The organism is Delftia tsuruhatensis, assembly GCF_903815225.1.
Lineage (GTDB): Bacteria > Pseudomonadota > Gammaproteobacteria > Burkholderiales > Burkholderiaceae_C > Comamonas > Comamonas tsuruhatensis_A.
Genome location: NZ_LR813084.1, coordinates 2,663,355 through 2,688,057, shown reverse-complemented (window position 1 = coordinate 2,688,057; position 24,703 = coordinate 2,663,355). Strand labels below are relative to the sequence as shown.

Annotated in this window: 31 protein-coding genes; 8 read left to right on the top strand and 23 right to left on the bottom strand. The window is 68.0% G+C overall.

The features are described 5' to 3' along the window. Positions 1–12 precede the first annotated feature (12 nt). From L1Z78_RS12180 to L1Z78_RS12120, 13 genes are all read right to left on the bottom strand, one after another. Positions 13–987, bottom strand: a complete 975-nt coding sequence (locus L1Z78_RS12180) for a hypothetical protein (protein WP_234641746.1) — start codon at positions 985–987, stop codon at positions 13–15. Between the two features lie 596 nt (positions 988–1,583). Beyond that, positions 1,584–2,081, bottom strand: a complete 498-nt coding sequence (locus L1Z78_RS12175; RefSeq protein ID WP_234641745.1) for a phage tail protein — start codon at positions 2,079–2,081, stop codon at positions 1,584–1,586. 12 nt (positions 2,082–2,093) lie between these two features. After that, positions 2,094–2,285, bottom strand: coding sequence for a DUF6760 family protein (locus L1Z78_RS12170; protein WP_234641744.1), 192 nt, complete (start codon positions 2,283–2,285; stop codon positions 2,094–2,096). Continuing rightward, positions 2,282–2,611, bottom strand: coding sequence for a hypothetical protein (locus L1Z78_RS12165; protein ID WP_234641743.1), 330 nt, complete (start codon positions 2,609–2,611; stop codon positions 2,282–2,284). Before L1Z78_RS12165 ends, L1Z78_RS12170 begins: the two co-directional genes overlap by 4 nt. Positions 2,612–2,685: 74 nt before the next feature. Continuing rightward, positions 2,686–3,132, bottom strand: a complete 447-nt coding sequence (locus L1Z78_RS12160) for a phage tail protein (protein ID WP_234641742.1) — start codon at positions 3,130–3,132, stop codon at positions 2,686–2,688. A gap of 40 nt (positions 3,133–3,172) precedes the next feature. Next, complete coding sequence (locus L1Z78_RS12155) at positions 3,173–4,813, bottom strand: phage tail sheath family protein (RefSeq protein WP_234641741.1); 1,641 nt, start codon at positions 4,811–4,813, stop codon at positions 3,173–3,175. Between the two features lie 22 nt (positions 4,814–4,835). Then, entirely contained in the window at positions 4,836–5,447 is a 612-nt protein-coding gene (locus L1Z78_RS12150; RefSeq protein WP_234641740.1) for a carboxypeptidase regulatory-like domain-containing protein, read from the bottom strand. After that, positions 5,444–6,034: a DUF4255 domain-containing protein gene (locus L1Z78_RS12145; RefSeq protein ID WP_234641739.1), complete on the bottom strand. Its 591-nt coding sequence runs from the start codon at positions 6,032–6,034 to the stop codon at positions 5,444–5,446. Before L1Z78_RS12145 ends, L1Z78_RS12150 begins: the two co-directional genes overlap by 4 nt. Positions 6,035–6,044: 10 nt before the next feature. Continuing rightward, a complete protein-coding gene (locus tag L1Z78_RS12140; RefSeq protein ID WP_234641738.1) occupies positions 6,045–6,851 on the bottom strand; it encodes a hypothetical protein in 807 nt (268 codons plus the stop codon). A 19-nt stretch (positions 6,852–6,870) separates the two neighbouring features. After that, positions 6,871–7,554, bottom strand: coding sequence for a hypothetical protein (locus tag L1Z78_RS12135; protein WP_234641737.1), 684 nt, complete (start codon positions 7,552–7,554; stop codon positions 6,871–6,873). 169 nt (positions 7,555–7,723) lie between these two features. Beyond that, positions 7,724–8,137, bottom strand: coding sequence for a hypothetical protein (locus tag L1Z78_RS12130; RefSeq protein ID WP_234641736.1), 414 nt, complete (start codon positions 8,135–8,137; stop codon positions 7,724–7,726). Positions 8,138–8,233: 96 nt separating this feature from the next. Then, complete coding sequence (locus L1Z78_RS12125; protein ID WP_234641735.1) at positions 8,234–8,614, bottom strand: hypothetical protein; 381 nt, start codon at positions 8,612–8,614, stop codon at positions 8,234–8,236. A 118-nt stretch (positions 8,615–8,732) separates the two neighbouring features. After that, positions 8,733–9,149 (bottom strand): hypothetical protein, encoded by a 417-nt coding sequence (locus L1Z78_RS12120; RefSeq protein ID WP_234641734.1) that lies wholly within the window; start codon positions 9,147–9,149, stop codon positions 8,733–8,735. A 648-nt stretch (positions 9,150–9,797) separates the two neighbouring features. On the opposite strand from L1Z78_RS12120, the gene azu reads away from it, so the two are divergent. Then, positions 9,798–10,256, top strand: a complete 459-nt coding sequence (azu, locus tag L1Z78_RS12115; protein WP_234641733.1) for an azurin — start codon at positions 9,798–9,800, stop codon at positions 10,254–10,256. 60 nt (positions 10,257–10,316) lie between these two features. Here the strand turns inward: azu and L1Z78_RS12110 are convergent, their stop codons facing one another. From L1Z78_RS12110 to L1Z78_RS12100, 3 genes are all read right to left on the bottom strand, one after another. After that, the gene (locus tag L1Z78_RS12110) at positions 10,317–10,814 is read right to left on the bottom strand and encodes a hypothetical protein (protein ID WP_234641732.1); all 498 of its coding nucleotides are present in this window, start codon (positions 10,812–10,814) and stop codon (positions 10,317–10,319) included. Next, the gene (locus L1Z78_RS12105) at positions 10,801–12,126 is read right to left on the bottom strand and encodes a hemolysin family protein (RefSeq protein WP_234641731.1); all 1,326 of its coding nucleotides are present in this window, start codon (positions 12,124–12,126) and stop codon (positions 10,801–10,803) included. The genes L1Z78_RS12110 and L1Z78_RS12105 overlap by 14 nt, the downstream gene beginning before the upstream one ends. Positions 12,127–12,286: 160 nt before the next feature. Continuing rightward, positions 12,287–12,631 (bottom strand): hypothetical protein, encoded by a 345-nt coding sequence (locus tag L1Z78_RS12100; RefSeq protein WP_234641730.1) that lies wholly within the window; start codon positions 12,629–12,631, stop codon positions 12,287–12,289. 112 nt (positions 12,632–12,743) lie between these two features. On the opposite strand from L1Z78_RS12100, the gene L1Z78_RS12095 reads away from it, so the two are divergent. Both L1Z78_RS12095 and L1Z78_RS12090 read left to right on the top strand, forming a co-directional pair. Then, a complete protein-coding gene (locus tag L1Z78_RS12095; RefSeq protein WP_234641729.1) occupies positions 12,744–13,244 on the top strand; it encodes a hypothetical protein in 501 nt (166 codons plus the stop codon). Positions 13,245–13,472: 228 nt separating this feature from the next. After that, the gene (locus L1Z78_RS12090) at positions 13,473–14,027 is read left to right on the top strand and encodes a cysteine hydrolase family protein (protein WP_234641728.1); all 555 of its coding nucleotides are present in this window, start codon (positions 13,473–13,475) and stop codon (positions 14,025–14,027) included. Positions 14,028–14,046: 19 nt separating this feature from the next. Here L1Z78_RS12090 and L1Z78_RS12085 read toward each other — a convergent pair whose 3' ends face one another. From L1Z78_RS12085 to L1Z78_RS12055, 7 genes are all read right to left on the bottom strand, one after another. Beyond that, positions 14,047–14,661, bottom strand: a complete 615-nt coding sequence (locus L1Z78_RS12085) for a nitroreductase family protein (RefSeq protein ID WP_234641727.1) — start codon at positions 14,659–14,661, stop codon at positions 14,047–14,049. After that, on the bottom strand, positions 14,658–15,152 hold the full coding sequence (gene fur, locus L1Z78_RS12080) for a ferric iron uptake transcriptional regulator (protein ID WP_234641726.1): 495 nt from the start codon (positions 15,150–15,152) through the stop codon (positions 14,658–14,660). The genes L1Z78_RS12085 and fur overlap by 4 nt, the downstream gene beginning before the upstream one ends. Continuing rightward, positions 15,149–15,757: a DUF2325 domain-containing protein gene (locus L1Z78_RS12075; protein WP_234641725.1), complete on the bottom strand. Its 609-nt coding sequence runs from the start codon at positions 15,755–15,757 to the stop codon at positions 15,149–15,151. Before L1Z78_RS12075 ends, fur begins: the two co-directional genes overlap by 4 nt. Before the next feature lie 260 nt (positions 15,758–16,017). Continuing rightward, positions 16,018–17,016, bottom strand: a complete 999-nt coding sequence (locus L1Z78_RS12070) for a c-type cytochrome (RefSeq protein ID WP_234641724.1) — start codon at positions 17,014–17,016, stop codon at positions 16,018–16,020. A gap of 17 nt (positions 17,017–17,033) precedes the next feature. Continuing rightward, positions 17,034–17,789, bottom strand: coding sequence for a c-type cytochrome (locus L1Z78_RS12065; protein WP_234642154.1), 756 nt, complete (start codon positions 17,787–17,789; stop codon positions 17,034–17,036). Positions 17,790–17,946: 157 nt separating this feature from the next. Continuing rightward, positions 17,947–19,494: an ATP-binding protein gene (locus L1Z78_RS12060; RefSeq protein WP_234641723.1), complete on the bottom strand. Its 1,548-nt coding sequence runs from the start codon at positions 19,492–19,494 to the stop codon at positions 17,947–17,949. After that, on the bottom strand, positions 19,491–20,153 hold the full coding sequence (locus L1Z78_RS12055; protein ID WP_234641722.1) for a response regulator transcription factor: 663 nt from the start codon (positions 20,151–20,153) through the stop codon (positions 19,491–19,493). The genes L1Z78_RS12060 and L1Z78_RS12055 overlap by 4 nt, the downstream gene beginning before the upstream one ends. A gap of 207 nt (positions 20,154–20,360) precedes the next feature. Here L1Z78_RS12055 and L1Z78_RS12050 point away from each other — a divergent pair, with 207 nt between their 5' ends. The 5 genes from L1Z78_RS12050 to nrfD all read left to right on the top strand — a co-directional run bounded on the left by L1Z78_RS12050 (position 20,361) and on the right by nrfD (position 24,637). Further along, complete coding sequence (locus L1Z78_RS12050) at positions 20,361–21,317, top strand: TlpA family protein disulfide reductase (protein ID WP_234641721.1); 957 nt, start codon at positions 20,361–20,363, stop codon at positions 21,315–21,317. Further along, entirely contained in the window at positions 21,314–22,111 is a 798-nt protein-coding gene (gene dsbG, locus L1Z78_RS12045; protein ID WP_234641720.1) for a thiol:disulfide interchange protein DsbG, read from the top strand. Before L1Z78_RS12050 ends, dsbG begins: the two co-directional genes overlap by 4 nt. A 17-nt stretch (positions 22,112–22,128) precedes the next feature. Beyond that, positions 22,129–22,482 (top strand): hypothetical protein, encoded by a 354-nt coding sequence (locus L1Z78_RS12040; RefSeq protein ID WP_234641719.1) that lies wholly within the window; start codon positions 22,129–22,131, stop codon positions 22,480–22,482. 261 nt (positions 22,483–22,743) lie between these two features. Then, the gene (gene dsrO / locus L1Z78_RS12035) at positions 22,744–23,577 is read left to right on the top strand and encodes a sulfate reduction electron transfer complex DsrMKJOP subunit DsrO (protein ID WP_343217786.1); all 834 of its coding nucleotides are present in this window, start codon (positions 22,744–22,746) and stop codon (positions 23,575–23,577) included. Positions 23,578–23,593: 16 nt separating this feature from the next. Beyond that, the gene (gene nrfD / locus L1Z78_RS12030; RefSeq protein WP_234641717.1) at positions 23,594–24,637 is read left to right on the top strand and encodes an NrfD/PsrC family molybdoenzyme membrane anchor subunit; all 1,044 of its coding nucleotides are present in this window, start codon (positions 23,594–23,596) and stop codon (positions 24,635–24,637) included. Positions 24,638–24,703 lie beyond the last annotated feature (66 nt).

The following is a 24,703-nucleotide window of genomic DNA, read 5'->3' as shown; positions in this document are numbered from 1 at the left end:
GGTGTCCCCCGTTCAGCCACCGCGCCGGTAGCGCTCGACGGACGCACGCCTGTCCAGCGCCACGGCCACCCGCTCGGTGACGGCCTGCAGCAGCCGTGGCGTCAGTGCCACCTCGGTCACGGTCTGGCTCAGGCTGTCGCGCGGCCGGCCGGGCTGCGCCAGCGCGTGCAGCACCTGCTGGCGGATGCGGCGCTCGATCTCGCGGGTATCGGCAACCGTGGCCGTGGACGTGGCGGTGGCCGCAAGCGCCTGGGCCGCAGGGCGACGCAGCGCGAGCGTGGGCTCCGCGGACGACGGCAAGGCCGTCCTGCGCGTGGCCAGTGCCGGCAGCAGCACGGGCCATGCCATGGTGTGCTGCACCGCGGCGAATGGCTGCGCCACCGGCGTGGCCCCCTTGCCTTGCGGACCCGGGGATGCTGCTGCGCGCAGGGCCGTGGATCGGAGGTCCGGCCTCGCACCGGGCCAACGGGCGTCGCCGGATGGGGCTGCAGGCCTGCCCATCCGGATGCCCGCATCGCGCCCTGCCCTGACAATCGCGTCTGCGGCCGGCATGCCGGCCCCGGCCTGCCGACGGGCGACATGGCGCAGCAGGCGGGGCGAGGCCTCGGTCAAGATGCGGCGGCTGCCCTGCAGGGACGCCGGGCGGGGCAGCGCGCCTCGCGACAACGGTGCAGGAGTGCGACGGTCAACGGTGCGCGCCACATGCCTTGCCGAGCGCGGCGAGCGCCCGGAGCCTGCAGCCACGGCGTGGTCCCGCCACCCCGACCGACGCACCGGGACGGGCGCACCGGAGGCGGCGGCCAGCGCGCCGCGCCCGCCCGGGCCTGCCCCCCGCGTGTCGGCTGCGGCCGCCGCCAGCGACCGGCCCAGGGCGACAGCAGGCGCCGCGCGGCTGCGCCACACACTGTGATCACCGGCCGCAGGCCGCAGCATCAGGCCGGCCGCAGGCGGCAAGGGCACCACCGCCCCCTCGCCCGTACGGAGCATGCGAAGCGTGTGCAGTGCGTGCAATGCGTGCAGTGCAGGCGCAGGGGCCTCGCGAGGTTGCGGCAACGATTCGCGCGGCAAGCCCCCCACCGGGCGGCCCGCGCGCGGGCCGTCGCTGGCTCTTGCATGCGCGGCGAAGAAGGGTCGAGCGCCTCGGTGGGCAGCCGCCCAAGGCCGATTTCGCCCCGGCTGGGCGCTGCCGGACGTGGGGCCGGACATGGGGCCGGACATGGCGCCGGACGTGGGGCCGGAGGTGCGCGCGCGCGCCATGGCGACCATGGCGGGTGGGCGGCGCGTGTGCCTGTCGGAGTGGATCAGGCGCCGCAACCAAAGCGCAATGCGCAGCAGCATCCGGGTCCGTCCCCGGCCGGACGGCGGCGCAGCCGGGCGGGACGCCGTGGGCCATGCCGCAGGCGCCATCCGGCGCAGGAACTGCAGCGGCGCCGCCACCGCATCCCAAGGCGACAGGCCCCGCAGCGCGGCCAGGCGCATGACCGTCGCACGCCTGGCCCCTGCTGCCTGCCACCGCCGCACGGGCTGCCGCGAGAACGGGCGCACGGTGGCCCGCCAGCGGATGGGCATGCGCCTGGCGCCGCTCAAGACAGCCCCTTGCCGGCCACCGCCTGGCTCTTGCGGATGCCCTCGTGGGCCAGCGTGAAGCTCTGCAGTGCGACCAGCGCCTGCCCGGCATCGAAGCTCGGTCCCTGCCACGCCGTGGGCCAGGCGTTGTAGAAATCCCACCCCATGCCGCGCATGCCCTGATCGTCGAGCAGATAGATCGAACCGTTCCTGCGCCGGACCTGGCCGGAAAGGGTCGCCCGGTACCACAGCCACATCGGATCCTGGGCGGTCAGCCCGGAGCGCAGGACCAGATCGGAATAGCTGACCTGGCCCGGCAGCTTGTATTCGGTGTCGTTGACGCCGCCTTCGCGCACGGTGCGGACCTCGGTCCTCGAATCCAGGCCTTCGACCGAGGTGAAGCCGCCCACCAGGATGCCCTCGACTTCGACGCAGAAGCTGAACGCCTTGAACGGGTCGCTGCCGGCGCCGGGGTTGCGCGGGCTAGGGGCAGCGGCGTGGATTCCCAGTGTCATGCGGTACTCCGATCAGATCAGTTTTTCCAGGCTGGTGCCGGACGGGGTCTCGGGAGCATTCATCTGCTCGTTGATGCGGCTGATTTCCTCGCACCAGCGCCGCCGCTCGGCGTGCTCCAGCGCCAGGAGATCCTGGTAAGGCCAGTGGAAGTGGTAGGCGATGAAGGCGATCTCCCGATACAGCTGCGCCTGGGCGGGGTTCAAGGCTTTCCCGGCTCGGCCCAGCCTTCCGCGCCATCCACCTGGTTGATGCGGTTGTAGAGCTCCTGCAGGTAGTTGAAATCCACCGAGAACAACTCCTCGATCACCTGGGTGTTCACCATCTGCAAGCTGCCCAGCCGGACGATCACGCGCGACAGCACGATGACCGGCAGGTAGGACGGATTGCTCTGGACGCGGTGGTCCTTGAGCGGCAGGATCTCGTCTCCCGCGGTCGCCAGCCGCATCACGCCCTGGCGGTGCAGATTCCCGTCCCCGTCGCGATAGCCCAGCGGCAGCGTGAACTCATGCTCGGTCACGAAGATTCCCATGGTCATTTCTCCCTGTTGCCTGTGTCTGTTGGCCCGTGGTGGATGGCAAGCCTGTCATGGCGGGTCCGCCGCGCCTACTTCACCCGCTGCATGTAGTCGAGCACGACTTCGAAGGTCTCCACCATCACTTCGGTGCTGGCCGCGTTCAGGCCGCTGGCCTCGTACTTCGTGGGCCACGCGTTGATGACGTTCCAGCGGACCTTGTCGTTGCCTTCGGCATCCATCAGGATCAGCGAGATGTTCTTCTGCGCGCCCGAGGTGGTCGATCCCTTCTGCGCGACCAGCTGGTGCCAGTTGTACAGGTCCATCGAATCGGTCAGCCCCTTCTTCAACGTCAGCCGGCCGTAGGTGCTCAGTCCCGACAGCGGCCGCTTGTAGACTGGGTCCGTGCCTTCGCGGTAGTCCACGGTTTCGATCGTGATGTCGGGCACCGTCGCCTCGGAAAACGACGCGATCTGGATACCGGAAATTTCCACGCGGAAGCGAAAGCCCCGGTAGGGATTGGTCAGTTGGGTCGCCATGTCGGATCTCTGTGATCAGGGGGTGGGATACCTATCGGTCTCATGCGCCCGAATCCGGGCCGGCCGTCTTCTGGGTGATGCGGATGATCACGAACTCGGCCGGGTAGACCGGCGCCAGGCCGATGTCCACGTACAGCTGGCCCAGCATGCGTGTCTCTGGCGGGTTGTTGCTGGCATCGCAGGTGACGAAGAACGCCTCGGCCGCCGTGGCACCGAACAGGCCGCCCTGCTGCCACAGCGTGTTCAGGAACGCGCTGACGTCGCGCGTGACCGAGGACCACAGCTGCTGGTCATTGGGCTCGAACACCACCCATTGCAGGCTCTGCTTCAGGCTTTGTTCGACGTAGATGAACAGCCGGCGCACGGCGATGTAGGTCCACTCGGTGCCCAGCGCCAGGGTTCGGGCACCATAGATGACGTTGCCGTAGCCGATCAGGTTGCGGATCGCGTTGATGCCTTCCGGGTTGAGCAGATCCTGGTCGCTGTCGGTGACCAGCGTCGCCACCGACGTGGCGGTGCGCAGCGCGCCATCGTTGACACCGGCCGGCGATTTGAAAACGCCCACACTGGCGTCGGTATGGGCGTAGCGGCCCAGTGCCGCGCCCGACGGGGGCACGGGCACGTTCAGGCCCGCGATCGGGTTCAGCACCGCGATCCAGGGGTAGTAGATCGCGCCGTAGCTGGAGTTGAGCGCCGTGGCGTTGGCGTTGGCGCCGGTTCCTGTGCCGATCTTGAAATTCAGGATGTCCTGGACACCGAGGCCGCACGGCGGATCGACGGCATAGAACAGGCTTTGCATCGACTCGCAGAACGCCAGCGACTGGTTGATCAGTGTCGCCTGCTGCTTCTGGCTGGGCTTGCCGCTGGCGTCGGTCGCCGTGACGGTGTCGGGCACCGCCAGCAGGCTGACGCCCTGGATCTTTTGCAGGGTCTGCACGCCGGCCACCAGGTTGTAGGTGGTCTGCGTGCCCGCGGCCAATGGCGTGACGGCGTTCCCGGGCCGTGACGTCCCCGAGGAAACCACGCGGATGAACATCGAATTGGCGTTGACCCGGGCCATGAAATAGCTGCCGGCGGCACCTTGCGGGACGTCGAGGTTGGCGCCGGTGAAACCATTGAAGGCCTCGAGCACGTAGCAGTCGCTGCCGGAAATCGTCTTCCTGGGCAGGTTGTTCATCACGACGAAGCTTTGCAGCAGCAGCAGTGACTGGTCCGTCAGGTTGGCCGAGGTGTAGACCGTGTCGATCAAGGCGGCATCCACCACCACCAGGAAATTGAACACCGGCGACGGGTTCTTGCCGCTGGCCTGGCCGCTGCCGTCGGTGACCGCGATCTTCAGGTTGTTGCCCCAGGTGCCCGGGGTGACGGCGGTGGCCGCAATCGGGCTGCCCTTGGCGGCGGCCGGCACGCCGTAGGCCGTGTCGGCGGCGCGCACGACATAGCAGGCCGAGCCGCCTTCGTTGAAAAACTCGAACACCGCCCAGGACACATAGCCATACCAGACCAGGCCGCCGAACTGCCGGGTGTAGTCGTTCCAGCTGGTGACCAGCGTAGGCGTCGCCACCGGGCCCGACTGGGTGACGCCGACGAAGGCGGCCACGGAAGTCGAAGCGCCCTGGACGGAGCGGGCACTGGGGACTTCCTGGATGTAGAGACCGGGGTGGTAATAAGTGGTGGCCACGATGCTTGAACCTTGGTGATGATTACAGTTCGACGTCCTGCAACAGCGTCGTCCCCGGCCCGATGGTCACCCGCCGCTGCACCGGGGGCTGGCCGGCGCGGCTGAAGCACAGGGCCACGGTGGTCTCGTCGGCCAGGCGCCCCGGCAAGGGCAGCGCATAGCGCCCGAGATAGGGGCTGCGCTGCCTGCCGCCGCCATGGCCATGGGCGTTGGTGAACGTCTGCCGCGTCCGGGTGCGCCCCCGGGCGTCCTGGTAGGCCGCGCGGACCTCGATGCCGGGCAAGGCCTGGCGATCGAGCGCCGCCAGCACCTGGCCGCGCAGCAGCGTGGTGTGGCCCGGATACGGATACAGCGCATCCGGCAGCAGGATGCAGGCCACGACCGCGTCCGCCAGCGACGACTGCAGCAAGCCTGTCGGCTGTACCTGCAAGCGCATTTCCTGCGGGAAAAAGCCAGGACAGGACACTTGCAGGCCGTAGGAGCCGGACTCGAGACCGACGAAGGCATGGAACGCCTGCGGCTTGGCCAGCGGCAGGACCACGCGGCCATCGAGCCGGAAACTGGCGCCGGCGCTCTCCGCCGGCTGGCGGGAAAACCCGTCGATCAGCTGGATGACGGCATTGAGCTGGGTCATTCCTGCACCACCTGCACATCGGAATGCAGGACCATCGGCACCTGCTGCGCACGGCGCGCGGAGGGAATCCTTACCGGTGACAGCAGATAGACCTTGGTCACCTTGTAAGCCTTGTTCGGGAAGCCCGCCCAGATATGGCGCAGCGTATCGATGGATACCGCATCGGGCGTGATGGGAATCGGTTCGTTGCCGGTCTGGCGCAGCACCGGCTGCAGCCACTCGCCCTGCAGCGCCGGGTAGTCGTGCAACAGCTGCACCAGTTGATCGAGCAGCACCAGCTCCAGTTCGGCCGACTTCGCATACGGCACCATCAGGTACATCAGATCCACCACCAGCGGGGGCGGCGTCACCTGCAGCGAGGAAGCGCCGCGCTGCAGCACGGGCGGCAGGTTGCGCAGGTGGACATTGGTCTCGGCCTGGTACAGGTACAGCGAAAGCCGGGTCTCGCCATCGGCCTCGATTTCGGCAGGCGAGTCGAACACCACCGCCGATTCCGGCGCCAGGGCCGGAATGTGGGAACGGATCAGCGAACGCAGCGATTCGCTGACCGCCCGGATGACATGCGCGCTGTCGGCAAGTGACTCCATGGCGTTGCGGCTACAGCGTGAACAGCGTGAACGTCTGGCTGATCGACTGCGGCTGCCGGTTGCCCACCTGGCCGTAGACCGAAATCTCGCTGTCGCAGTCGGCCTTCAGATAGATGTAGTCCAGCGACGGCGGCTCCCAGATGATGTAGGCCTGCAGTGCGAAATCCATCGACGCACCAGTGGCCTGCGCGCCCGCCAGGGTCTCGACGATGATGCTGTTGGAGGTGTATGACAGCGAGGCCAGCGGCAATGCGCTGCCGGCCGGCGACAGGCCGATGCCCGCCGCTTCCGAGAAATCCGGTCCCAGGCACAGGTTGACCTCGCCCAGCCCCTTCTTGGTCGACACCTCCAGGGCGATCTTGGCGCCCGGGTGGGCCCCCTTGAAGCTGAACAGGATGCGCCGGTACTGCGGTTCCCCCTCGCGCAGCACCGCGCTGATCCGTCCATTGCGCCAGAGCACGGCGCGCTGGCTGCCGAAGCTGGCCTTGACCCAGGCTTCGTTGTTCAGCGTGCAATAGCCTTGCAGGAAGTCCACCCCCTGGGCGAGCTTGAGGAACAGGGTCAGGGTGAAGGTGTTGAGCGCCGGTGCCGCCTCCGAAGTGGTGATGGCCAGCACCGAGTTGTTGAATTCGATCTTGCGGATACAGGACACCGGCGCGTCCTCCGCGTTCAGCACGCCATAGGAGAAACCCAGGCTGTCGCCGGAATCGGCGCCCAGGCACCAGGTCGCACCGGTCGTCGTGAAGGTGAAGTTGATATTGGCATTGGCCGCCACGTTGTTGAACTTCAGGACCACCGGAATCAGTTCGTCGCTCATGTCGGTTCTCCGGTCCGTGTCATGCCAGGTCGATGGCGAAGGAGCTCAGGCCAATGATGGTCGTGCGGTCGTTGCGCGACTGCAGCGTCACCGCAGCGCCCGGCGGCAGGTCGATGCGCCCCTTGACATGGCTCTGGTCCGTGCGGACGTAGAGCAGCACCTTGATCTCGTCGCAGTCCTGGTAGGTCTGCAGGAACATCTCGCGCGCATTGACCAGGAAATTGCGCACCCCGATGACCGGGTCGGTGCTGGTCGACAGCGACAGACCGACCAGCCGGTTGCTCTCGTCGCCCTCGCTGAAGATGGCACGCTGGTCCGGCCGGATGTTCAGGAACGCCTTGCTGTCGGCCCGCAGGTTCTGGAAGGTGATCAGCAGCTCCCGGAACACCTCGCTCGACGCATAGGTTTCTTCGTTGAGTTCGGCAATCGCGTTGCCGATCTCGTGCGAATGCAGTTGCTGCTGCTCCTGCTGTGTCAGCGACTGGGCATCGAGCCTGATGCGGGCGATGACCTCGTCCTCGCTCGTGGCCTGCAGGCTGGCGCCCGCCGCGCCGGCGTCCGGCGGTCTGGTGACCCCGGGGATGCGGGCCGTGCGGACCTTGGGCACGGCCGCCCCACGGTCGGCGCCAGGCACGGGCATCCCCCCTGCCGCTTGCGCGGCGTCCTGCGTGCCGCCTTCGTCGCCCTTAGCATCTGTTGCCATCGTATCCACTCCCTGTCACCGTCATGCCTCTTGCCTTGCCCTGGCGCAGCCCTGCCGGGGCGTCAGGCCGCGTGACCACTCCGCGCTCGCACGCAGCCGGCCCTGCCGCCGCCCTCTGCGCGCCAGCACGTCGGACGATCGGCCGCCTGCCGGACGGCCGGCTCGCGACTCAGATGGGCTTCCAGCTGAACAGCGTCTGGGTCTGGTTGACCACTTGCGGCACGCTGTTGCCGATGGCCGCCGTGACCTGCACGCCCGGGTCGGACGACGAGCGCAGGTAGAACGTGCCGATATCGGTGCCCGCGACCAGGTAGGCCGTGACCTGGAAGGTCAAAGCACCGCCCCCGCCGCCTTGCGATGTCGTCAGGAAAGCCGTCTGGGAGGAATTCATGCTGAATTGCGACAGAGGCAGTGAGCCGGACTGGGCAGTCACCGCGACGCCAGCAATGTTCTGGAACGCCGGTCCGGTGCTGAAGGCGATCTGAACGCCATTGGCAGTCAGCTGCACCGCGATTTTCTGCCCCGCAGCTGCGTTGCTGACATACAGGGTGATGGGTTGATAAACAGTGTTCGTACCAGCCATGATGATTCCTTTGATTCCGTTGAGTGAATGAACTACCAATGCCTCTGCCTGGATCTGCGCCGATCTGCCGCATGCCGGACGGCTGCCGGCAATCTTTCAGGACGATGGAAAAGGGATGCTGAAGTTGCCGACCTGCAGACTGCCCTGATTCGCATAGCCGACAAACTGGTATGAGACGCCCACCTGGGGACCTCCCATGAAAGGAATATTTCCGTTCAACGCAGACCCATTGGCGCTCACTTGCAGGGTGACACGTATTCCCTGTTGCCCAGAGGATCCTCCATCCTGCGTCACGATGGAAATTCCCTTGGCTCCGACGGTTGCCGATTTCAACGGCGGTACCGGTATTGTCGGCCAGTACTGCTGCACCTGGATCCCTTTATCGAATTCAAATGAATTTGAATCGGTAAGGTTCAGCTGCGCCGTGATTCCATCCGCGGCTTCCGCGGTGAAATTGAAAGCGATCAGATATTCCATGAATGCAACTCCTGGATGCGCAAGCCACCTCTGCCTGCACCGTGCCCACCGAATGGCCGCTGCGAGACGAAGGGAGGAAGGTTCTGGGGGCAGGCCTTTTTACCGCCAGCTCCAGCGCTCAGATCGGGTTCCAGCTGAACAGCGTCTGGGACTGGTTGACCACCTGGGGCACCGAATTGCCGACGGCGACCGTCACCTCCACGCCGGGATCCGAACTGGAGCGCAGGTAGAAGGTCCCGATGTCGGGCGCGGCGACCAGATAGGCAGAGACCTGAAAGCTCAGTGCACCACCACCACTGCCACTGCTCGTGGTCAGGAAAATGACCTCGCCCGAATTCACATTGAACTGCAGCAAGGGCAAGGTGCCCGACTGCGAGGTCACCGAAATTCCCTGGATATTCTGGAACGATGGTCCGGTACTCCAGGCCACGGACGATCCATTGCTCGTCAATTGCACGGCGACCTTTTGGCCTGCCGCCGCATTTGCGACGTAAATCGTGATGGGTTGATAAAGGTTGCTATTGCAATCGCTCATGATGGAGTTCTCAAAGATTGGTTAATGAAAAACCGTTCCCGAATACAACCTGTCGTCTGGAGCAGGCCAGCGAAATTTATAGTGTTTTTTTTGTTACATCAAGTTGTATTTTGACTGAAGGAACAAGATTTCACTATTGCGCAATTGATCTCGATAGCAGCGTCTTGTGACGCATGCCAATTATTTCACCATCATTGCACGGCTATTGCAATAGACGGTGGAGTGAATAACTACGCAACTGCGATATCAATATCAATTTCGCGGAATCCAGCGATCCGGCAGTTGCCCGTCGCGAGATCCAGAAAGGACACCAATTCTTGCGCCAGGACAAATCAGATTCGGAAAATGATTCACACCAGGGAATCCACTGATGCACCCAATGCGGAGATTCGCATGGCAACGCAGGCGGGCGTTGCGCACCCGGCCACGCGGCGTGGCGCTGCCGCCGCTGGCACAGCTCGGGCAGGCCGGCAGGCATGCGCCAGGCACAAGTCTTGGAACCGCGATGAATTGATTCAAATCAACCCGAAGCCACCGATCCTGCCTATGCTTGGGGCAGCCATACACCCCCCTCTGGACGCGGCCGGCCAAGGCCTAGACCGCGCCACAAGGGCATAGCCACCTCACCCGCTTTTCAAGGAGAAAACAATGGCAAAGCAATGGAAGCCCGTCCTCTTGGCCCTCGCAATGACCGCGGTCGCCGCCCCTGTACTGGCCGCCGACTGCGCAGTCGAGATCGAAGGCAACGACGCCATGCAGTTCAACAAGCCCGCCATCAGCGTGCCCGCCAGCTGCAAGCAGTTCACCGTCAAGCTCAAGCATGTGGGCAAGCTGCCGAAGACGGCCATGGGCCACAACTGGGTGCTGAGCAAGACCGCCGATCTGCAGGCCGTGGCCAATGACGGGATCGCCGCCGGCGCCGCCAAGGACTTCGTGAAGGAAAAGGATGCGCGCGTGATCGCCCACACCAAGGTGATCGGCGGCGGCGAGACCGACTCCGTGACCTTCTCCACCGCCGCCCTGAAGGCCGGCGAGGCCTACAGCTATTTCTGCTCCTTCCCGGGCCACTCCGCGCTCATGAAGGGCACGCTGACCCTGGCCAAGTAAGCCTCGGCGGGGCCTGCTTCCCGTCACCTGAAAAGCGGCGCTGCGGCGCCGCTTCGCGCTTCAGGAATGCCTGGCGGCAAGTCCCTGCATCTCCATGCATCCCTTCTGAACCAGGCGCAGCAGCAGCCGGGCCCAGCTGGCATCGGCCCATTTGGCGCTTTCCAGCACCAGGGCCTGCGCGGTGTCCAGCCCGTCGCGGGGGTACAGCTCCACCCGGAAACTTCCCCGGTCACGCCGGGCGGAGATGGCCACCGTGCTGCCCAGCAAGGCAATGTCCAGGGATGGCCTGGGGCCCTGCGGGCCGTCCAGGTCCACGCGCAGCACGCAGCCGGGCCGAAGCTCGTAGGTCCAGCGGTGGTCCGCGTGGCCGGCAGCGCCCATGAGATTCATCTGGACCAGCCGCTGCTCCTGGGTCATGTCATAGGGACTGATGATGGGCGCCTGCTGCTGCGGGTATCCCTGCACACCGTCCAGGCAGGCCGCCATGGAGGCCACGGCGAAGGCCGCCGCAGCCAGCCGGCCGATACCCTGTGCCGCGCTGTGCTCAGAGCCGCGCATGGGATGCCCCGCCCTCGTCCCCGGCCGGCGCGGCCAGGCGCATCGCAAGCACCTTGTCGATGGCCTTGCCATCCATGTCCACGACCTCGAAACGCCAGCCCTGCCACTGCACGGTGTCCGTGACCTGCGGCAGGCGCCCCGTGAGCAGCATGACCATGCCGGCCAGCGTGTGGTAGCGCCCACGGTCCTCCTCGGGCACGCTGGACAGCTCCAGGCGGTCCTTGAGCTCGGGCACCGGGATATGGCCGTCCAGCAGCCAGCTGCCGTCCTCGCGCTGCAGGGCCCACGAGGTCCGGGGATCGCGTGGACGGAACTCCCCGGTGATGGCCTCGACCAGGTCCTGCAGGGTGACGATGCCCTGCACCTCGCCGTACTCGTCGATCACGAAGGCCATGTGCACGTCCGACAGGCGAAAGCTCTCGAGCAGTTCCATGCCGGTGATGGTCTCGGGCACGTAGAGCGCTGCCTGCATGGGCTGGTCCGTCAGGCCCTGCTCCTTGCCCTGCAGCGCACGTGACAGCCACTGGCGCGCATTGAGCACGCCCACGATGGAGTCCATGCCGCCGCGCACCACGGGAAAGCGCGCGTGGTCGGACTGCTCGATCACGCGCAGGTTGTCCTCGAACGGCGCATCGGCATCCAGACAGACCACGTCACTGCGCGGCACCATCAGCGATCCGATCTGGCGATCGTCCAGCCGGAACACATTGCGCACCATGGTGTGCTCGTGCGATTCGATGACCCCGGCCGTCGTGCCTTCGGCCAGCATGGCATGGATCTCTTCCTCCGTGACGGCGCTGCCGCCGTTTTCCCTGACGCCCAGCAGCCTCAGCAAGGCATGCGTGGACACGGACAGCAGCGCCACGAAGGGCCTGGTCAGGTGGGCCAACCAGTTGATGGGGCGTGCGATCAGGCGCGCAAAGGTCTCGGGATGGGTCTGCCCGATGCGCTTGGGAACCAGCTCCCCGACCACGATGGAGAAGTAGGTGATGAGCACCACGACCAGCGCCGTGGCCGCATAGCCGCCGTAGGGCGCGGGCACGCCCAGCGCCTGCAGCCATTGGGCCAGTGGTGCCGCCAGGGCTGCCTCGCCGACGATGCCGTTGAGCACGCCGATGGAGGTGATGCCGATCTGGATGGTGGACAGGAAGCGCGTGGGGTCGGACCCCAGCTGGGCAGCCGCGGCAGCGCCGGCATCGCCCTCGTCGATGAGTTTTTGCAGGCGCGCCTTGCGCGCGGTCACCAACGCGATTTCCGACATGGCGAAGACGCCGTTGAGCAGGATCAGCGCAAAAAGCAGGGCAATTTCCATGATGGTGTTCTGAAATCGGGACGGCCGCGAGCGCGGTCGATGGACCCGGGCAGGCGCAAAGGCCCAGGGAGCGGGATCGGGTCGCGGCGGCGATGTGCCGCGCACGCCATGCGCCGGTCTGGGCCGGACGGCAGCAGCCAGGCGCCGGCAGGCGCCTGAATCAGGCGATGCGCAGGCTTGGAGGCCTGTCTGGCGGCGCGAGCGCGCGCGACGGCCTGTCCGGCACGGGGCTGGGACCGTGCGCACACCCGGACGAGGTGCAGGGCGCCGGGCTCAGGCTTTCGTGCAGGATGTCGGAAAGGTCCTGCTGCTCGTCCATCAGCGCGTGGTCATAGTCGTCCAGCAGGGAGGCCGTGTCTGGCGCGCCGCGCTGCTGCGGCAAGGACATGGACGCAGATGCCTGTGCCACCGTCTCCAGGGCGCGCGGCTGCACCAGTCCCAGCGTGGACAACAGGACGCTGGCAAGGAAATGCAGGGCGAAGACGGCGATGAACCACCTGGACATAGATGGCGGCATTTTACGTCGGCGCCTGCGGCGCCCGGTTGGCTGCGCCCTCCTACATGCGCTGGCAGGGCGGCGTGGAACCATGCCACCACCGCAGCCCGCCGCCCACGCCATGAAAATCCTCCATCCGCTGTTCACCCTCATCCATGCGCTGATCGCGCTGCTGTTCACGCTGGCCGCACTCGCCCTGCTGTGGATCGCCGCGATGAAGGGCTGGGATGCCCTCAACGACGGCCTGGGTGCCGCCACCGCAGCCAGCATCGTCGAGGCGCTGGGCGTGCTGGCCTCGGGCGTGGTCGCGCTGCAGATCGCACAGACCATCACCGAGGAGGAGGTCATCCGCGAAGCCCACATCAGCGGCCCCACGCGGGTGCGCCGCTTCCTGTCGCGCTTTCTGGTGGTGCTGGTGGTGGCCCTGGCCGTGGAGGCCCTGGTCGCCGCCTTCAAGACCCAGGAGGAGCCGTCCCACCTGCTGTATCCCGCCGCCCTGGTCGGTGCCGTGGGCATGCTGCTCGTGGGCTGGGGCGTGTTCATCCATCTGAACCGCTCCGCCGAGGAGCTGGAGCCCGAGGCCATGGAGGAAGCCAAGGGCGAGGACCACAAGGTGCGCTAGGGTCTGTCCATCACGTGTCCATGTTTGACACGCCGCGCTGCCTGCGGCACGATGCGCGCATGGTATTTGCCACGAACGTCCTCACGACCACCACCACGACCGCCAGCGGCGGACCGTGGAGTGATCGCTGAGCGCCGCAAGGTAGTCACCATCCCCCCAAGGCCCCGCCCTCGATGGACGGGGCCTTCGTGTTTCTCCGTGCACCGATGGCATCACCGGAGAGACCCCATGCAGATCCCCCCTTCCCGCCCAGGCGCCACGCGGCGCGCCCTGCTCGTCATCGACATGCAGCACGGCCTGTTCAACGCAGGCGATGCGCCCTTCGACAAGGAGCGCGTGCTGGCCAACGCCTGCCGGCTCATCGCCCGCGCCCGCGAGGCCGGAGCACCGGTCTTCGCGGCGCGGCATACAGGCCCCGCCGGATCACCGATCGCACCGGGCAGCGCGCTCACGCAGCTGCTGCCACAACTGGGTATCGATGACGGCCTGGACCGCGTCTTCGACAAGACACGGCCCAGCTGCTTTCAAGGCACCGGCCTGGCCGGGTGGCTGGCCGATGCCGGCATCGCCGAGCTGGCCATCTGCGGCATGAAGACCGAGTTCTGCGTGGATACCACCTGCCGGGCAGCGGCCGGGCTGGGCCTGCGTCCGATCCTGGTGGCCGACGCCCACACCACCACCGACTCGCCCCTGCTGTCCGCCCAGGCCATCATCGAGCACCACAACCGCACGCTGGGCGGTGCCTTCGCCGAGCTGCTGCGCACGGCGGACTGCCGGTTCTGAGCGCCAGGTACCATCCAGCTCAGCGCGCGGGAGCGGTCCACGGCCCCGAAGGCTGCCACTCGCGCACGAAGCGATTGCGCGGTGGCCGCAGCGCTGCGCGGCTGGCGGCGCCGGGCGTGCCCACGTACAGCAGGCCCACCAGCCTGTCCTGGGGCTCGAAGCCCAGCGCCTCGCGCACCTGGGCGTCATGGCTGTTGGCGCCGCTGGCCCAGAAGCCACCGAAACCGAGGATATGCAGGGCGTTGAGCATGTTCATGGCGGCGGCACCGCCCGCCAGCAACTGTTCGCTCTGCGGCACCTTGTGACCTGGCTGCAGGTGCACGCCCAGCGCGATGATCAGCGGCGCGGACAGGGCCTTGGCGCGAAAGCGTTCGGCGTCGGCCTCGGGATCGCGCGCCATCGCTGCCTGGGCAAAGACCTCGCCCAGCGCATGGCGCGCATCGCCCTGCACGACCACGAAGCGCCAGGGGCGCAACTGGCCATGGTCCGGCGCACGCAGCGCGGCGTCGATGACGAGGTCGATCACGCCGGGGCCGGGGGCCGGCTCCTCCAGCGGCCAGCGCGATTGCCGGGACATGAGCAGCTCCAGTGCTGCATGCTGCTGCGGGGAAAGAGAGGTGTCGTCGGTGTTCATTCGGTTTCCTGCATGGGGGCCTCGGCGGCCTGCGGCGGCGCGCCTGCAGGCACCTGCCGGCATGGGCCGCAATGGCCGTAAAGCGCCAGCCGGTGGTCGGCCAGCCGGTAGCCCAGATCCCGGGCCACCTGGCGCTGCAAGGCCTCGATGTGCTCGTTGCTGAATTCGTCCACGCGTCCGCACTGCAGGCAGATCAGGTGATCATGGTGCGGCCCTTCGTTGAGCTCGAACACCGCCTTGCCGCTTTCGAAGGTCTGGCGCAGCAGCAGGCCCGCGGCCTCCAGCTGCGAGAGCACTCGGTAGACGGTGGCCAGGCCCACCTCGGCACGACGCTGTGCCAGCAGGCGGAACACGTCCTCGGCATGCAGGTGGCGGGAACTGCTCTGGCGAAAGATGTCCAGCACCTGCATGCGCGGCAGCGTGGCCTTCAGGCCCACGCTGCGCAGTTCGGGCTCGCCCCCGCGCGCGGGAACCGCCTTGCTGCCTGTCATGCGGTGGTGTCTCCATGGGTCATGGTCATGGCCGAGCCCTGCGCGCCACCGGCGCCGCGATGGATGCGCACGATGCGTAGCGCATCAGGCTGCTCCACCAGTACGCAGGCCTTGCCCGTGCGCTGGCAATGGTCCTGCACACGCCAGTAGTCGCCGTGGCTGAGGCAGCCGGTCTGGCAGATCACCAGATCGGCCTCGCGCAGACTGGCCTCGAACGCTTGATCATCCTCGCACTCCTGCGGCCCGGCCTGCGCTGCGGCCGGCAAGGGTAGCTGCGCGGACTGCCGCTGCCAGCGGGCACGCTCGCGCAGCAGGTCCTGCACGCGCAATAGCAGCGACTCCACGCGCCGCGCCAGCGTGACGCGTCGCGAAAGGCCGGGAATGGCCAGCTCCAGCGCGTCCCTGTCCTCGCGTGCCCACATCAGCTGGGTTTCCTTGCTGATCAGCGCCGCGCGCTGGCGCAGCAGCTGCCTTTGCAGCTTCTCGATTTCCTGGGCCTGCAGGCACAGCAGCTCGCTGCTGCGCGACTGCGCGTGGCCGTAGCCACGCAGCAGCACCTGGTGCTCGTGCGCGAGTTGCTGGATGTCTTCCAAGGTCTGGGTCATGGTTTCCTCGGCAAGGCCCGCGCACCGGATGGCGGCCGCGCAGGAACCGCCTGCGCGGCAGTCCTTCCTGGTCCGGGCCAGGCTTGCCGGCAAGGCGTTGTGCTGCGGCGCCAGCTGGATGCGCCGGCATTTCATTGAGAATGATTCTTATTAAATCATGAAATGCCGGTACCCGGATCGATGTCCGTACGCGCTCTGGTGCAAAGGCCGGGCCGGCATGGCGGCACGCCACACGCTGCGCCTGCGAGGCCCGGGACCGCTCAAAGACCCTTGAGCAGGCGCCCGTCGGCTTCGGTGCCGTACAGCGAATAGGGCGTGTCGTGGAATTGCTTGCGCGTATCGGCCACATTGCCCGTGAAACGCGGGTCCTGCGGGCGCTCCATGCTGTTGATGTAGGTGGCCACGTCCCAGGCCTGCTGATCGTCCAGCGTGGGGTTGCCGTAGGGCATGTTGTTCTTGATGAAATTGGCGGCCTTGTCCACCTCGTGCATGCCCGCACCCCAGTTGTAGGACTGCCTGCCCCACAGCGGCGGGAACACGGTCACGCCACCCGCCTCCTGGCCCTGGCCCTGCGTGCCGTGGCACAGCGCGCACTTGGCCTCGTAGACCTTGGCGCCGCGCTCGAAGCTGGGCTCCTGCGCAGCCTTGCCCACCTTGGTGAAGCCCGCGCCCGGCAGCTTCTCGCCCGTGGGCGCCTTCTGGGCCATCCAGTAGGCATAGGCCTCCAGCGCCACGAGGATGTCGTGGCCGTCGTCGGGCGCCTTGCCGTTCATGCTGTACATGAAGCAGCCGCGCACGCGCTCGGCGAAGGTGTCCACGTGGTTCGTCTTCTTGCGGTAGGCAGGGTACAGCGGGTAGGCACCCCACATGGGCGCCGCGCCCGCCAGGCGGCCCGCGTCCAGGTGGCAATTCACGCAGTTGAGCGTATTGCCCGAAAAGCCCACGGCATTGGCGGGCGTGCGCAGGAAGATGGCCTCGCCCCGGCGTATCCACTCGCCCATGGGGGTATCGGGGATGTCCCTGGCGCCCGGCGGCGCGAAGACCCCTCCCTCGGCTGCGGCCTTCACGGCCAGGGCCTCGGGCCTGGCGACCGCAGCCGGCGCGGCCGCCACCGGGGCGGGCACGGCGGGTGTGGCCGGGCGGCTGATGTGCATCCCATACCAGAGCGCGCCCGCCAGGCCCGTGAACAGGCAGGCGACGACGGCGTACTCGGCGATGTTGGATCCGCCGGATGGGCGGGAGGCTTGTGTGTCGGACATGTTCGGCTCCCGATCCATCAGGGTTTGGCAGGCGCCGCAGGGGCTGCGGCGGCGTTGTGCAGGCGGGCGTAGTAGGCCGCCACGGCCTGGATGTCCTGGGCCGTGAGCTTTTGCGCAACCTTGCCCATCAGGCCCAGCGGGCCGGCTTCGCGCTGCCCCTTGTTCCAGGCATCGATCTGGCTTTGCATGTAGTCGGCCGCCAGGTGGCCGATGGCGGGGAACTCCGCCCCCACGCCGACGCCGCCCGGGCCGTGGCATTGGGCGCAGGCGGGAATGCCGTCGGCCCAGCGGCCGCGTTCGACCAGCCAGGCCCCGTCGTCATCCTTGCCCTTGGGCAAGGCGCCGCGCACGGGCTTGATCGGCAATGGGAGGCTGGCGTAGTAGGCGGCCACGTCGGCACGCTCCTGGACCGACAGGGCCTTGGCCATGGGAGCCATCACCGGGGCCTGGCGGCTGCCCTCGGCCAGGTGCTGGAGCTGGCGTGCCAGGTAGCCGGCATGCTGGCCGGCCAGGGCCGGAAAGCCGGCCATGCCCTCGCCCTTGGCGCCGTGGCAGGTGGCACATGCCGCCGCACCCTGGGGCGTGCCCGACTGGGCGATTTTCTGGCCAGCGGCGGAGTTGCCCTGCACGGCCGACGCAGTTGCGGGCGCAGGCGCCGTGGCTGCAGCCGTCTTGGGCCTGGAAGCATCTTGCGCCCAGGCGCTGGCCGTCAGCATGCAGATGCCGATGGCGATGCACGACCGGGACAGGGTCTGTTTGTTCATGCGGATCATCGTGGGAAGAGGCATTTGCCCTGCCATGCGTCCGCGCCACGCACCCGGGAGCGCACGGCTGCGGCGGACAGGATCGAAGAGGGATACCGGCCGCTGCCCCGCGAGGCGCAATGCCCGCAGGGCTGGCCAGCCAGGCCCGCACGATACGGGACCGAGATTAAGCCGGCGTTAATGGGCCGGCGGCCGCTGCCTGCGGACACGGGCCGTCGGCCAGCGGCAGGTACAGGCGCGCGACCAGGCCGCTGGCCTGGCCCTGCTCCGGCCGCCACAGGCTGCGCGGCTGCAGCAGCAGGCCACCGCCTGCACATTCGGCGATGCGTTGCACGATGGGCAGTCCCAGGCCGCTGCCATGCTCCTGGGGACGCTTGCGCCAGAAGCGGCGCGTGGCCTCTTCGCATTCCTCGGCGCTCAGCCCCGGGCCATGGTCGGCCACGGTGAACTCCACATAGCCCGCGCCCCGCTGCTGCGTCTTGCCCGGCATGGCGCAAATGGGGCGCACGGCCAGTTCCACGGGATGCTGCGGCGCATGACGCAGGGCGTTTTCCAGCAGATTGCGCAGGGCCGAGACCAGCAGAGGCTCGGAGACGGCCAGCGGCCAGATGCCATTGCCGGGCTGCTGGTGCGTGTCCAACCATTGCCGCTGCGCTGACGCAGGTGCCCCGGCATTCACGGCATTCACAGCCAGTTGCCAGGCCTTGTCCAGCGCCTGCAGCGCATCGGCGGGCGCATCGCCGCAGGCCAGCGCGGAGGCGGCGCCAGGTTCATGCTGCTCCAGCCGTGCCAGCAGCAGCAACTGCTCCAGCGTGTGCTGCAGGTGCTCCACGCCCTCGCCCGCCTGGGCCAGCGAATCGCGGGCCATGGAGCCGGGCGGCGCCGCCAGGAGGCCGGCAGGCATGCCGGGCGCCGCCAGCGCCATCTGCGCCACCTGCACATGGGTCTTGATGGCGGTCAGCGGGGTGCGCAGCTCGTGGGCGGCGTCATCGCTCCAGCGGCGCTCGCGCTCGATGGCGGTGCGCACGCGGTGCAGCAACTGGTTGAGCGTGCCCACCAGCGGCGCCAGCTCGCGCATCTGCCTGCCCTGGGCCACGGGCGAATCGTCACCGGGCGGGCGGCGCGCCAGTTCGCGCCGCAGGGCCTCCAGCGGCCGCAGGCCCTGGGTCACGGCCCACCACATCAGCCCCATGCTGGCCAGCAGGGCCAGCACGAAGGGCAGGACGATGGTGTAGGCGAAGCCGTGGATCAGGCCCTCGCGCACATCGATGCGGTCGGCCGTGGCGATGCGCACGCCGTGGTCCTCCAGCACATAGGTGCGCCAGGGCTTGCCTCCCTTGACGATGGTGGAAAAGCCCAGCGGCATGCTCTGCGGAAACACCGGGCTGCCTTCGGTCTTGGCCAGCACCTGGGGAAGCGCCGATTCGGGGCGGGCGGGCTGGACCTCGCCACGGACCAGGCTGACCTCGCAGGCCACGCCGTCGCGAGCGATCACGTTGAGCATGGGGCTCCAATCCTGCGGTTGTTCGCGGCCGGGGCGGAACTGGTGGACGATGCCGGCCACCATGCGCGCCGAGGCGATCAGCCGGTCATCGAGCACGCTGCGCAGCTCGTTGCGCATGTCGGCGAACATCCACGCCGCCACCCCGCCCCACAGCGTGCACAGCGCCAGGCACAGGCAGGCCAGCAGGCGCACGCGCAGGCTGCGCATCATGGGTGCAGGCCCAGGCGATAGCCCTCGCCACGCACCGTCTCCACCAGGTCATGGCCCAGCTTGCGGCGCAGATGGTGCACATGCACGTTGACCGCGTTGCTCTCCACGTCCTGGCTGTAGCCGTAGAGGCTGTCGCGCAGTTGCTCGGTACTCAGGATGCGGCCCGGCGACTGCAGCAGCGCACGCAGCAGCGACCACTCGCGGCGCGACAGCTCCACCGTGCGGCCCTGGCGCTGGATGTGGCCCGCGGCGGGGTTGATGCGCACCTCGCCCAGCTCGATCCAGTCCACGCTGCGGCCGGCCGCGCGGCGCAGCAGCGCATGCAGGCGCGCCGCCAGCTCGTGCAGGTCGAAGGGCTTGACCAGGTAATCGTCGGCACCGGTCTGCAGGCCCTCGATGCGCTGGGCCACGGCGTCGCGCGCCGTCAATACCAGCACGGGGACCTGCACCCCCTGGGCACGCCAGCGCGCGAGCAGGAACAGGCCGTCCTCGTCGGGCAGGCCCAGGTCCAGCACGCAGGCATCGAAATGCGAGGAGCGGATGGCGGCGTCGGCCTGGCCCGCCGAGGCCACGGTATCCACGCCGAAGCCCTGCAGTTGCAGGCCGGCCCGCACGCCGCTGGCCACCAGGGCATTGTCTTCCACCAAGAGAACATGCATGTCGTCATCGGGGCAGCGGGCGACCCTCTCTCCACGAGGTCCGGCGCCCGCAACCCTCCACCTCATCTGCCGAAAAGCCCTGGAGCATCGCAGATTTGCCCAGGCCCTGCCTTGATCCTCGGTTATTAACCGGCTGTTAATTCCCATGCCGCAGCATCGGCACCCGAAACGGCGCTCGGCCTCCACTGGCGCCACGCCCCCACCACCATGCCTTTGCGTCACCTCTCCGGAACATTGCTGCAATCGTGCGCCCTGCTGGTGGCCTCGGCCGCCCAGGTGCACGCCGCCTCGCTGAACGCCTTGCGTCTGCCGCCCAGCCTGTCCCTGGGGCCGCTGACCCTGCCCATGGGCGTGGTGGTGGCGATGCTGGCGTGGCTGCTGGGGCAGCAGCTGGCCGCCCACAGCCAAAAGCGCAGCGGCCAGCCCGTGGCTGCGCTGCTGTGGCAATGCGCGCTGGCCGGCCTTGCGGCGGCGCGACTGGCCTATGTGACGCAATGGTGGAGCGAATATGCACCCGCCTCGCGGGACTGGCTCGAACTGCCGGCCGCCGTGGGCCGTGGCCTGGACATCCGCGACGGCGGCTGGAATCTCTGGGCCGGCCTGCTGGCCGCGCTGCTGTGGATGCTGTGGCAAAGCCGCAAGTCCTTGGCCCTGCGCCGCGCCGCCGCGCTGCCGCTGGGTGCGGGCGGCGCCGTGCTGGCCGTGGGCGCCCTGCTCCAGGCCTTGCCGGCGGACGATGCGCCATCGCTGCCCGCCTTCACCCTGGTCAATGCACAGGCCCGGCCCATCTCGCTGCGGCAACTGCAGCAGGCCGAGGGCCGACCCATGGTCATCAACCTCTGGGCCACCTGGTGCCCGCCCTGCCGGCGCGAGATGCCCGTGCTGGCCCAGGCGCAGCAGCAGCGGCCCGATGTACGCTTCATCTGGATCAACCAGGGCGAGAGCGCAGAGACCGTGACGGGCTATCTGCGGCGCACGCAGACGACGGCCCCCTTGCCGCCGGAGCAGGTGCTGCTCGATCCCCGGCAGCAGGCCGGCGGCCATTGGCGACAGCAGGGCCTTCCCTCCACCTATTTCTATGGCGCCGACGGCAGGCAATGCGGCATGCGCATGGGCGAACTGTCGCGCGCCAGTCTGGCCGAGCATCTGAAGGACTGTTCATGAGAATCCGCAAACTGCCCTCCCTCATTGGATTTCTGGGAATCCTGGCAACCCTGGCCCAGCCGACCTTTGCCAACGAGCTGCCATCGCAGGAATTCCTGGCCCAGCAGGGCCTGACCCTGGTGGGACCGCTGCCCGCCGTGGGCGGCCTCAAGGCCTGGGCCGCCTACCGTGACCGCCAGCCGGTTCCCATCTACCGCATGCCCGATGGCAAGCACTGGATCCTGGGCACGGTGATCGATGCCCAGGGGAGCGACGTGAATGCCCAGGCCCTGCAGGCAGCGGTGCAAAAACCCATGGGCGAGCAGCTGTGGAGCGATGTGCAGCGCACGCAGGCCGTTGCCGACGGGCGCGCCGACGCGCCGCGCACGGTCTATGTCTTCACCGATCCCAACTGCCCCTACTGCAACCAGTTGTGGAACGAAGCCCGCCCCTGGGTGGAGTCCGGCCAGGTGCAGTTGCGCCATGTGCTGGTGGGCATCCTCAAGCCCAGCAGCGAGGGAAAGGCCGCCGCCATCCTCGGCGCGCGCCAGCCCGAGCAGGCGCTGGCCGAGCATGCGCGCGCCTATGCCAGGGCCGGCCGCGCCGGCGGAGAAAGCGCCGGCGTCACGCCACTGGCCTCCATACCGCAGGCCCTGCGGCAGTCCCTGGCCAACCACGCATCGCTGATGTCCACCTGGGGGCTGCGCGCCACGCCCGCCCTCATCTGGAAGGACGACAAAGGGCTGGTGCAGGTGCGTACGGGACTGCCGCCAGGGCTGCTCGAAGAGGTCATGGGAACGCGGCCCAGGAAATGAACCACGGCGAGCTTTCCATGGACTTGTTTTCCCATCGAACCGAGACGAAGCCACTGCGCATCGCGCTGCATGCGCCCACCCCGGGCGCGCTGGCACGGGCGCGCAGCAACCTCGCCAACCTGCGCCAGGACCGTCCCGACGCCGAGGTGCTGCTCATCGTCAACGGCCCGGCCGTCGAGGCCCTGCTGGACGCCGTGCCCGGCACGCCGCAGCACCTGGACGAAGCGACCCTGGCGCAGACCCTGATCTGTCCCAACACGCTGAAGAAACTGGGCCGCCAGGCACAGGCCGGCATGCGGGTGCTGCCCCTGGGAGGCATCGAGTCGCTGGCCCTGCTGCAGCAGTCGGGCTGGTGCTACATACGCTGCTGACCCATGATCCCGAGCGTTGCGCTCATGCTGTTAACCCGGCCTTAATCCGCACATCGCACGCTGTGACCCTCGGTAACGCACCCGGTGCAGCGCCCGCCAGCAGGCGGATCGCGGGTCGGAAACCAGCCACCGACTTGACTCACATCAAGCCACAAAAGCCTGAAATTTCATATATTAAATTCAATATAAAAAGCATATTTCAAATGCTTAATTGAGTTTAAGCGACCGCCTTCGCGGCCGCAGAACGATGAAAGACAGGCCATGCCAAAACCCTCCCATGCCCCCGGCGATTGCAGCCGCACGCCTTGCAGCCCGGGAAGTACCCCCACCGTATTCGAACAACAACCCGCAGAAAGCAAGCGCGGTTTTTTGCAGGATCTGCTCGCTGCGGCCATGGCTGCCGTGGCCCTGCCCGTGGCGGCGGCCATGCCGGGGTCGCCGGGATTCCAGCCACCGCGTCGCCCGGGCGAGGCGGGCAGGCGCTACGGCATGCTGGTGGACCTGCGCCGGTGCATCGGCTGCCAGGCCTGCACGGTGAGCTGCTCCATGGAAAACCTGCCGCCGCTGGGCCAGTTCCGCACCACGGTGCTGCAGTACGAGGTGCAGCACGCGGGCAACGAGGACCTGCCCCCGGCCATGCTCAACCTGCCGCGCCTGTGCAACCACTGCGACAACCCGCCCTGCGTGCCGGTCTGCCCCGTGCAGGCCACCTTCCAGCGCAGCGACGGCATCGTGCTGGTGGACAACGAGCGCTGCGTGGGCTGCGGCTACTGCGTGCAGGCCTGTCCCTATGACGCGCGCTTCATCAACCATGAGACGCAGACCGCGGACAAGTGCACCTTCTGCGAGCACCGGCTGGAGGCCGGCCTGCTGCCGGCCTGCGTGGAAAGCTGCGTGGGCGGTGCGCGCGTGATCGGCGACCTCAACGACGAGGGCAGCGAGATCCGCCAGCGCATGCGCGAGCACGCCAAGGACCTCAAGGTGCTCAAGCCCGCCATGGGCACGGACCCGCATGTGTACTACCTGGGCTTGCCCGACGCCTTCGTCGAGGGCGTGGACGGACAGGCCAGCGTGCGTCTGGTCGCATCCCACTGATCGCAAGGACCATCGCATGCAGATCATCGAACTCCTGACCCCTGCCTACGAATCGGCCTGGCTGCCCTGGGCCGTGCAGTACTTCTTCCTGGCCGGCATTGCCACGGGCGCCGCCCTGCTGGCCGCCGCCTGCGCATGGGCACCACGCGCCAGCGCCATGGCGCGCCTGCTGCCTGCCGCCGTGCTGGTGCTGGCCGTGAGCGCCATCGCGGCGCCCGTGTCGCTGCTGGCCGACCTGCACCAGCCCGCACGCTTCTGGCATTTCTATGCGCACTTCACGCCCTGGTCGTGGATGTCGGTGGGCGCCCTGCTGCTGCCGGTCTTCGTGGGACTGGCGCTGGCCTTCGTGCTGGCCTGGTGGCTGGGCCGGCCGCAGTGGCTGCGCTGGCTGGCACCGCTGCTGGCCGTGTCGGCACTGACCATCACCGCCTATACCGGCGCCGAGCTGATGGCCGTGCGCTCGCGCCCGCTGTGGAACACGCTGTGGGTGCCGCTGAACCTGGCGCTCACGGGCTGGCTGGCCACCGTGGGCTGCATGCTGGTGACGGCACGCTTTCTGCCCGCCCGCCAACGCCCCGATGTCGGCGCCCTGCAGGCCCTGCGCGTGCTGGGCCTGGCGCTGGCGCTGTGCCTGCTGGCCATGGTGGCGATCTGGACCGTTGCCGGCTGGCTGGGCCAGGGCCGCTCCTTCCAGGCAGCGCTGCAGCTGTGGCAGCAGTTCCCGGTCTGGCGGCTGAGCATGCTGGGCTCGGCCGTGGCGGGCGCCGCCTTGCTGTGGGCGCTGGCCCAGGGCGCAACGCGCATGGCCTGCCCGCGCTACACGCTGGCCCTGGGGCTGGGCCTGGCCGCCGCCGCCTGGGCCTTTCGCTGGGCCCTGTTCATGGGTGTGCAGGGCGTGCCCAAGTACGGCGCGGGCCTGTACATCTACCACATGCCGCTGGGCGGCGACGGCCTGCTGGGCATGCTGGGCGTGGCCGGCCTGTGCGTTGCGCTGGTGACGCTGGCGACCTGGGCGCTGGAGCTGTTCCCCGCGCGCTCGGCATCGGCCCGCGCCGTCTGACACCGCCGCCCTGACGGCACTCCCCATTCACGGAGCGCGGCCCACCCCCCTGCCGGCCGCGCCACA

Excerpts from the sequence above, each read along its gene's own strand:
- L1Z78_RS12180 (WP_234641746.1), bottom strand. The coding sequence starts at position 987 with ATGCTCCGTACGGGCGAGGGGGCGGTGGTGCCCTTGCCGCCTGCGGCC.
- L1Z78_RS12175 (WP_234641745.1), bottom strand. The coding sequence starts at position 2,081 with ATGACACTGGGAATCCACGCCGCTGCCCCTAGCCCGCGCAACCCCGGC.
- L1Z78_RS12165 (WP_234641743.1), bottom strand. The coding sequence starts at position 2,611 with ATGGGAATCTTCGTGACCGAGCATGAGTTCACGCTGCCGCTGGGCTAT.
- L1Z78_RS12160 (WP_234641742.1), bottom strand. The coding sequence starts at position 3,132 with ATGGCGACCCAACTGACCAATCCCTACCGGGGCTTTCGCTTCCGCGTG.
- L1Z78_RS12150 (WP_234641740.1), bottom strand. The coding sequence starts at position 5,447 with ATGACCCAGCTCAATGCCGTCATCCAGCTGATCGACGGGTTTTCCCGC.
- L1Z78_RS12145 (WP_234641739.1), bottom strand. The coding sequence starts at position 6,034 with ATGGAGTCACTTGCCGACAGCGCGCATGTCATCCGGGCGGTCAGCGAA.
- L1Z78_RS12140 (WP_234641738.1), bottom strand. The coding sequence starts at position 6,851 with ATGAGCGACGAACTGATTCCGGTGGTCCTGAAGTTCAACAACGTGGCG.
- L1Z78_RS12135 (WP_234641737.1), bottom strand. The coding sequence starts at position 7,554 with ATGGCAACAGATGCTAAGGGCGACGAAGGCGGCACGCAGGACGCCGCG.
- L1Z78_RS12130 (WP_234641736.1), bottom strand. The coding sequence starts at position 8,137 with ATGGCTGGTACGAACACTGTTTATCAACCCATCACCCTGTATGTCAGC.
- L1Z78_RS12125 (WP_234641735.1), bottom strand. The coding sequence starts at position 8,614 with ATGGAATATCTGATCGCTTTCAATTTCACCGCGGAAGCCGCGGATGGA.
- L1Z78_RS12120 (WP_234641734.1), bottom strand. The coding sequence starts at position 9,149 with ATGAGCGATTGCAATAGCAACCTTTATCAACCCATCACGATTTACGTC.
- azu (WP_234641733.1), top strand. The coding sequence starts at position 9,798 with ATGGCAAAGCAATGGAAGCCCGTCCTCTTGGCCCTCGCAATGACCGCG.
- L1Z78_RS12110 (WP_234641732.1), bottom strand. The coding sequence starts at position 10,814 with ATGCGCGGCTCTGAGCACAGCGCGGCACAGGGTATCGGCCGGCTGGCT.
- L1Z78_RS12105 (WP_234641731.1), bottom strand. The coding sequence starts at position 12,126 with ATGGAAATTGCCCTGCTTTTTGCGCTGATCCTGCTCAACGGCGTCTTC.
- L1Z78_RS12100 (WP_234641730.1), bottom strand. The coding sequence starts at position 12,631 with ATGTCCAGGTGGTTCATCGCCGTCTTCGCCCTGCATTTCCTTGCCAGC.
- L1Z78_RS12095 (WP_234641729.1), top strand. The coding sequence starts at position 12,744 with ATGAAAATCCTCCATCCGCTGTTCACCCTCATCCATGCGCTGATCGCG.
- L1Z78_RS12090 (WP_234641728.1), top strand. The coding sequence starts at position 13,473 with ATGCAGATCCCCCCTTCCCGCCCAGGCGCCACGCGGCGCGCCCTGCTC.
- L1Z78_RS12085 (WP_234641727.1), bottom strand. The coding sequence starts at position 14,661 with ATGAACACCGACGACACCTCTCTTTCCCCGCAGCAGCATGCAGCACTG.
- fur (WP_234641726.1), bottom strand. The coding sequence starts at position 15,152 with ATGACAGGCAGCAAGGCGGTTCCCGCGCGCGGGGGCGAGCCCGAACTG.
- L1Z78_RS12075 (WP_234641725.1), bottom strand. The coding sequence starts at position 15,757 with ATGACCCAGACCTTGGAAGACATCCAGCAACTCGCGCACGAGCACCAG.
- L1Z78_RS12070 (WP_234641724.1), bottom strand. The coding sequence starts at position 17,016 with ATGTCCGACACACAAGCCTCCCGCCCATCCGGCGGATCCAACATCGCC.
- L1Z78_RS12065 (WP_234642154.1), bottom strand. The coding sequence starts at position 17,789 with ATGATCCGCATGAACAAACAGACCCTGTCCCGGTCGTGCATCGCCATC.
- L1Z78_RS12060 (WP_234641723.1), bottom strand. The coding sequence starts at position 19,494 with ATGATGCGCAGCCTGCGCGTGCGCCTGCTGGCCTGCCTGTGCCTGGCG.
- L1Z78_RS12055 (WP_234641722.1), bottom strand. The coding sequence starts at position 20,153 with ATGCATGTTCTCTTGGTGGAAGACAATGCCCTGGTGGCCAGCGGCGTG.
- L1Z78_RS12050 (WP_234641721.1), top strand. The coding sequence starts at position 20,361 with ATGCCTTTGCGTCACCTCTCCGGAACATTGCTGCAATCGTGCGCCCTG.
- dsbG (WP_234641720.1), top strand. The coding sequence starts at position 21,314 with ATGAGAATCCGCAAACTGCCCTCCCTCATTGGATTTCTGGGAATCCTG.
- L1Z78_RS12040 (WP_234641719.1), top strand. The coding sequence starts at position 22,129 with ATGGACTTGTTTTCCCATCGAACCGAGACGAAGCCACTGCGCATCGCG.
- dsrO (WP_343217786.1), top strand. The coding sequence starts at position 22,744 with ATGCCAAAACCCTCCCATGCCCCCGGCGATTGCAGCCGCACGCCTTGC.
- nrfD (WP_234641717.1), top strand. The coding sequence starts at position 23,594 with ATGCAGATCATCGAACTCCTGACCCCTGCCTACGAATCGGCCTGGCTG.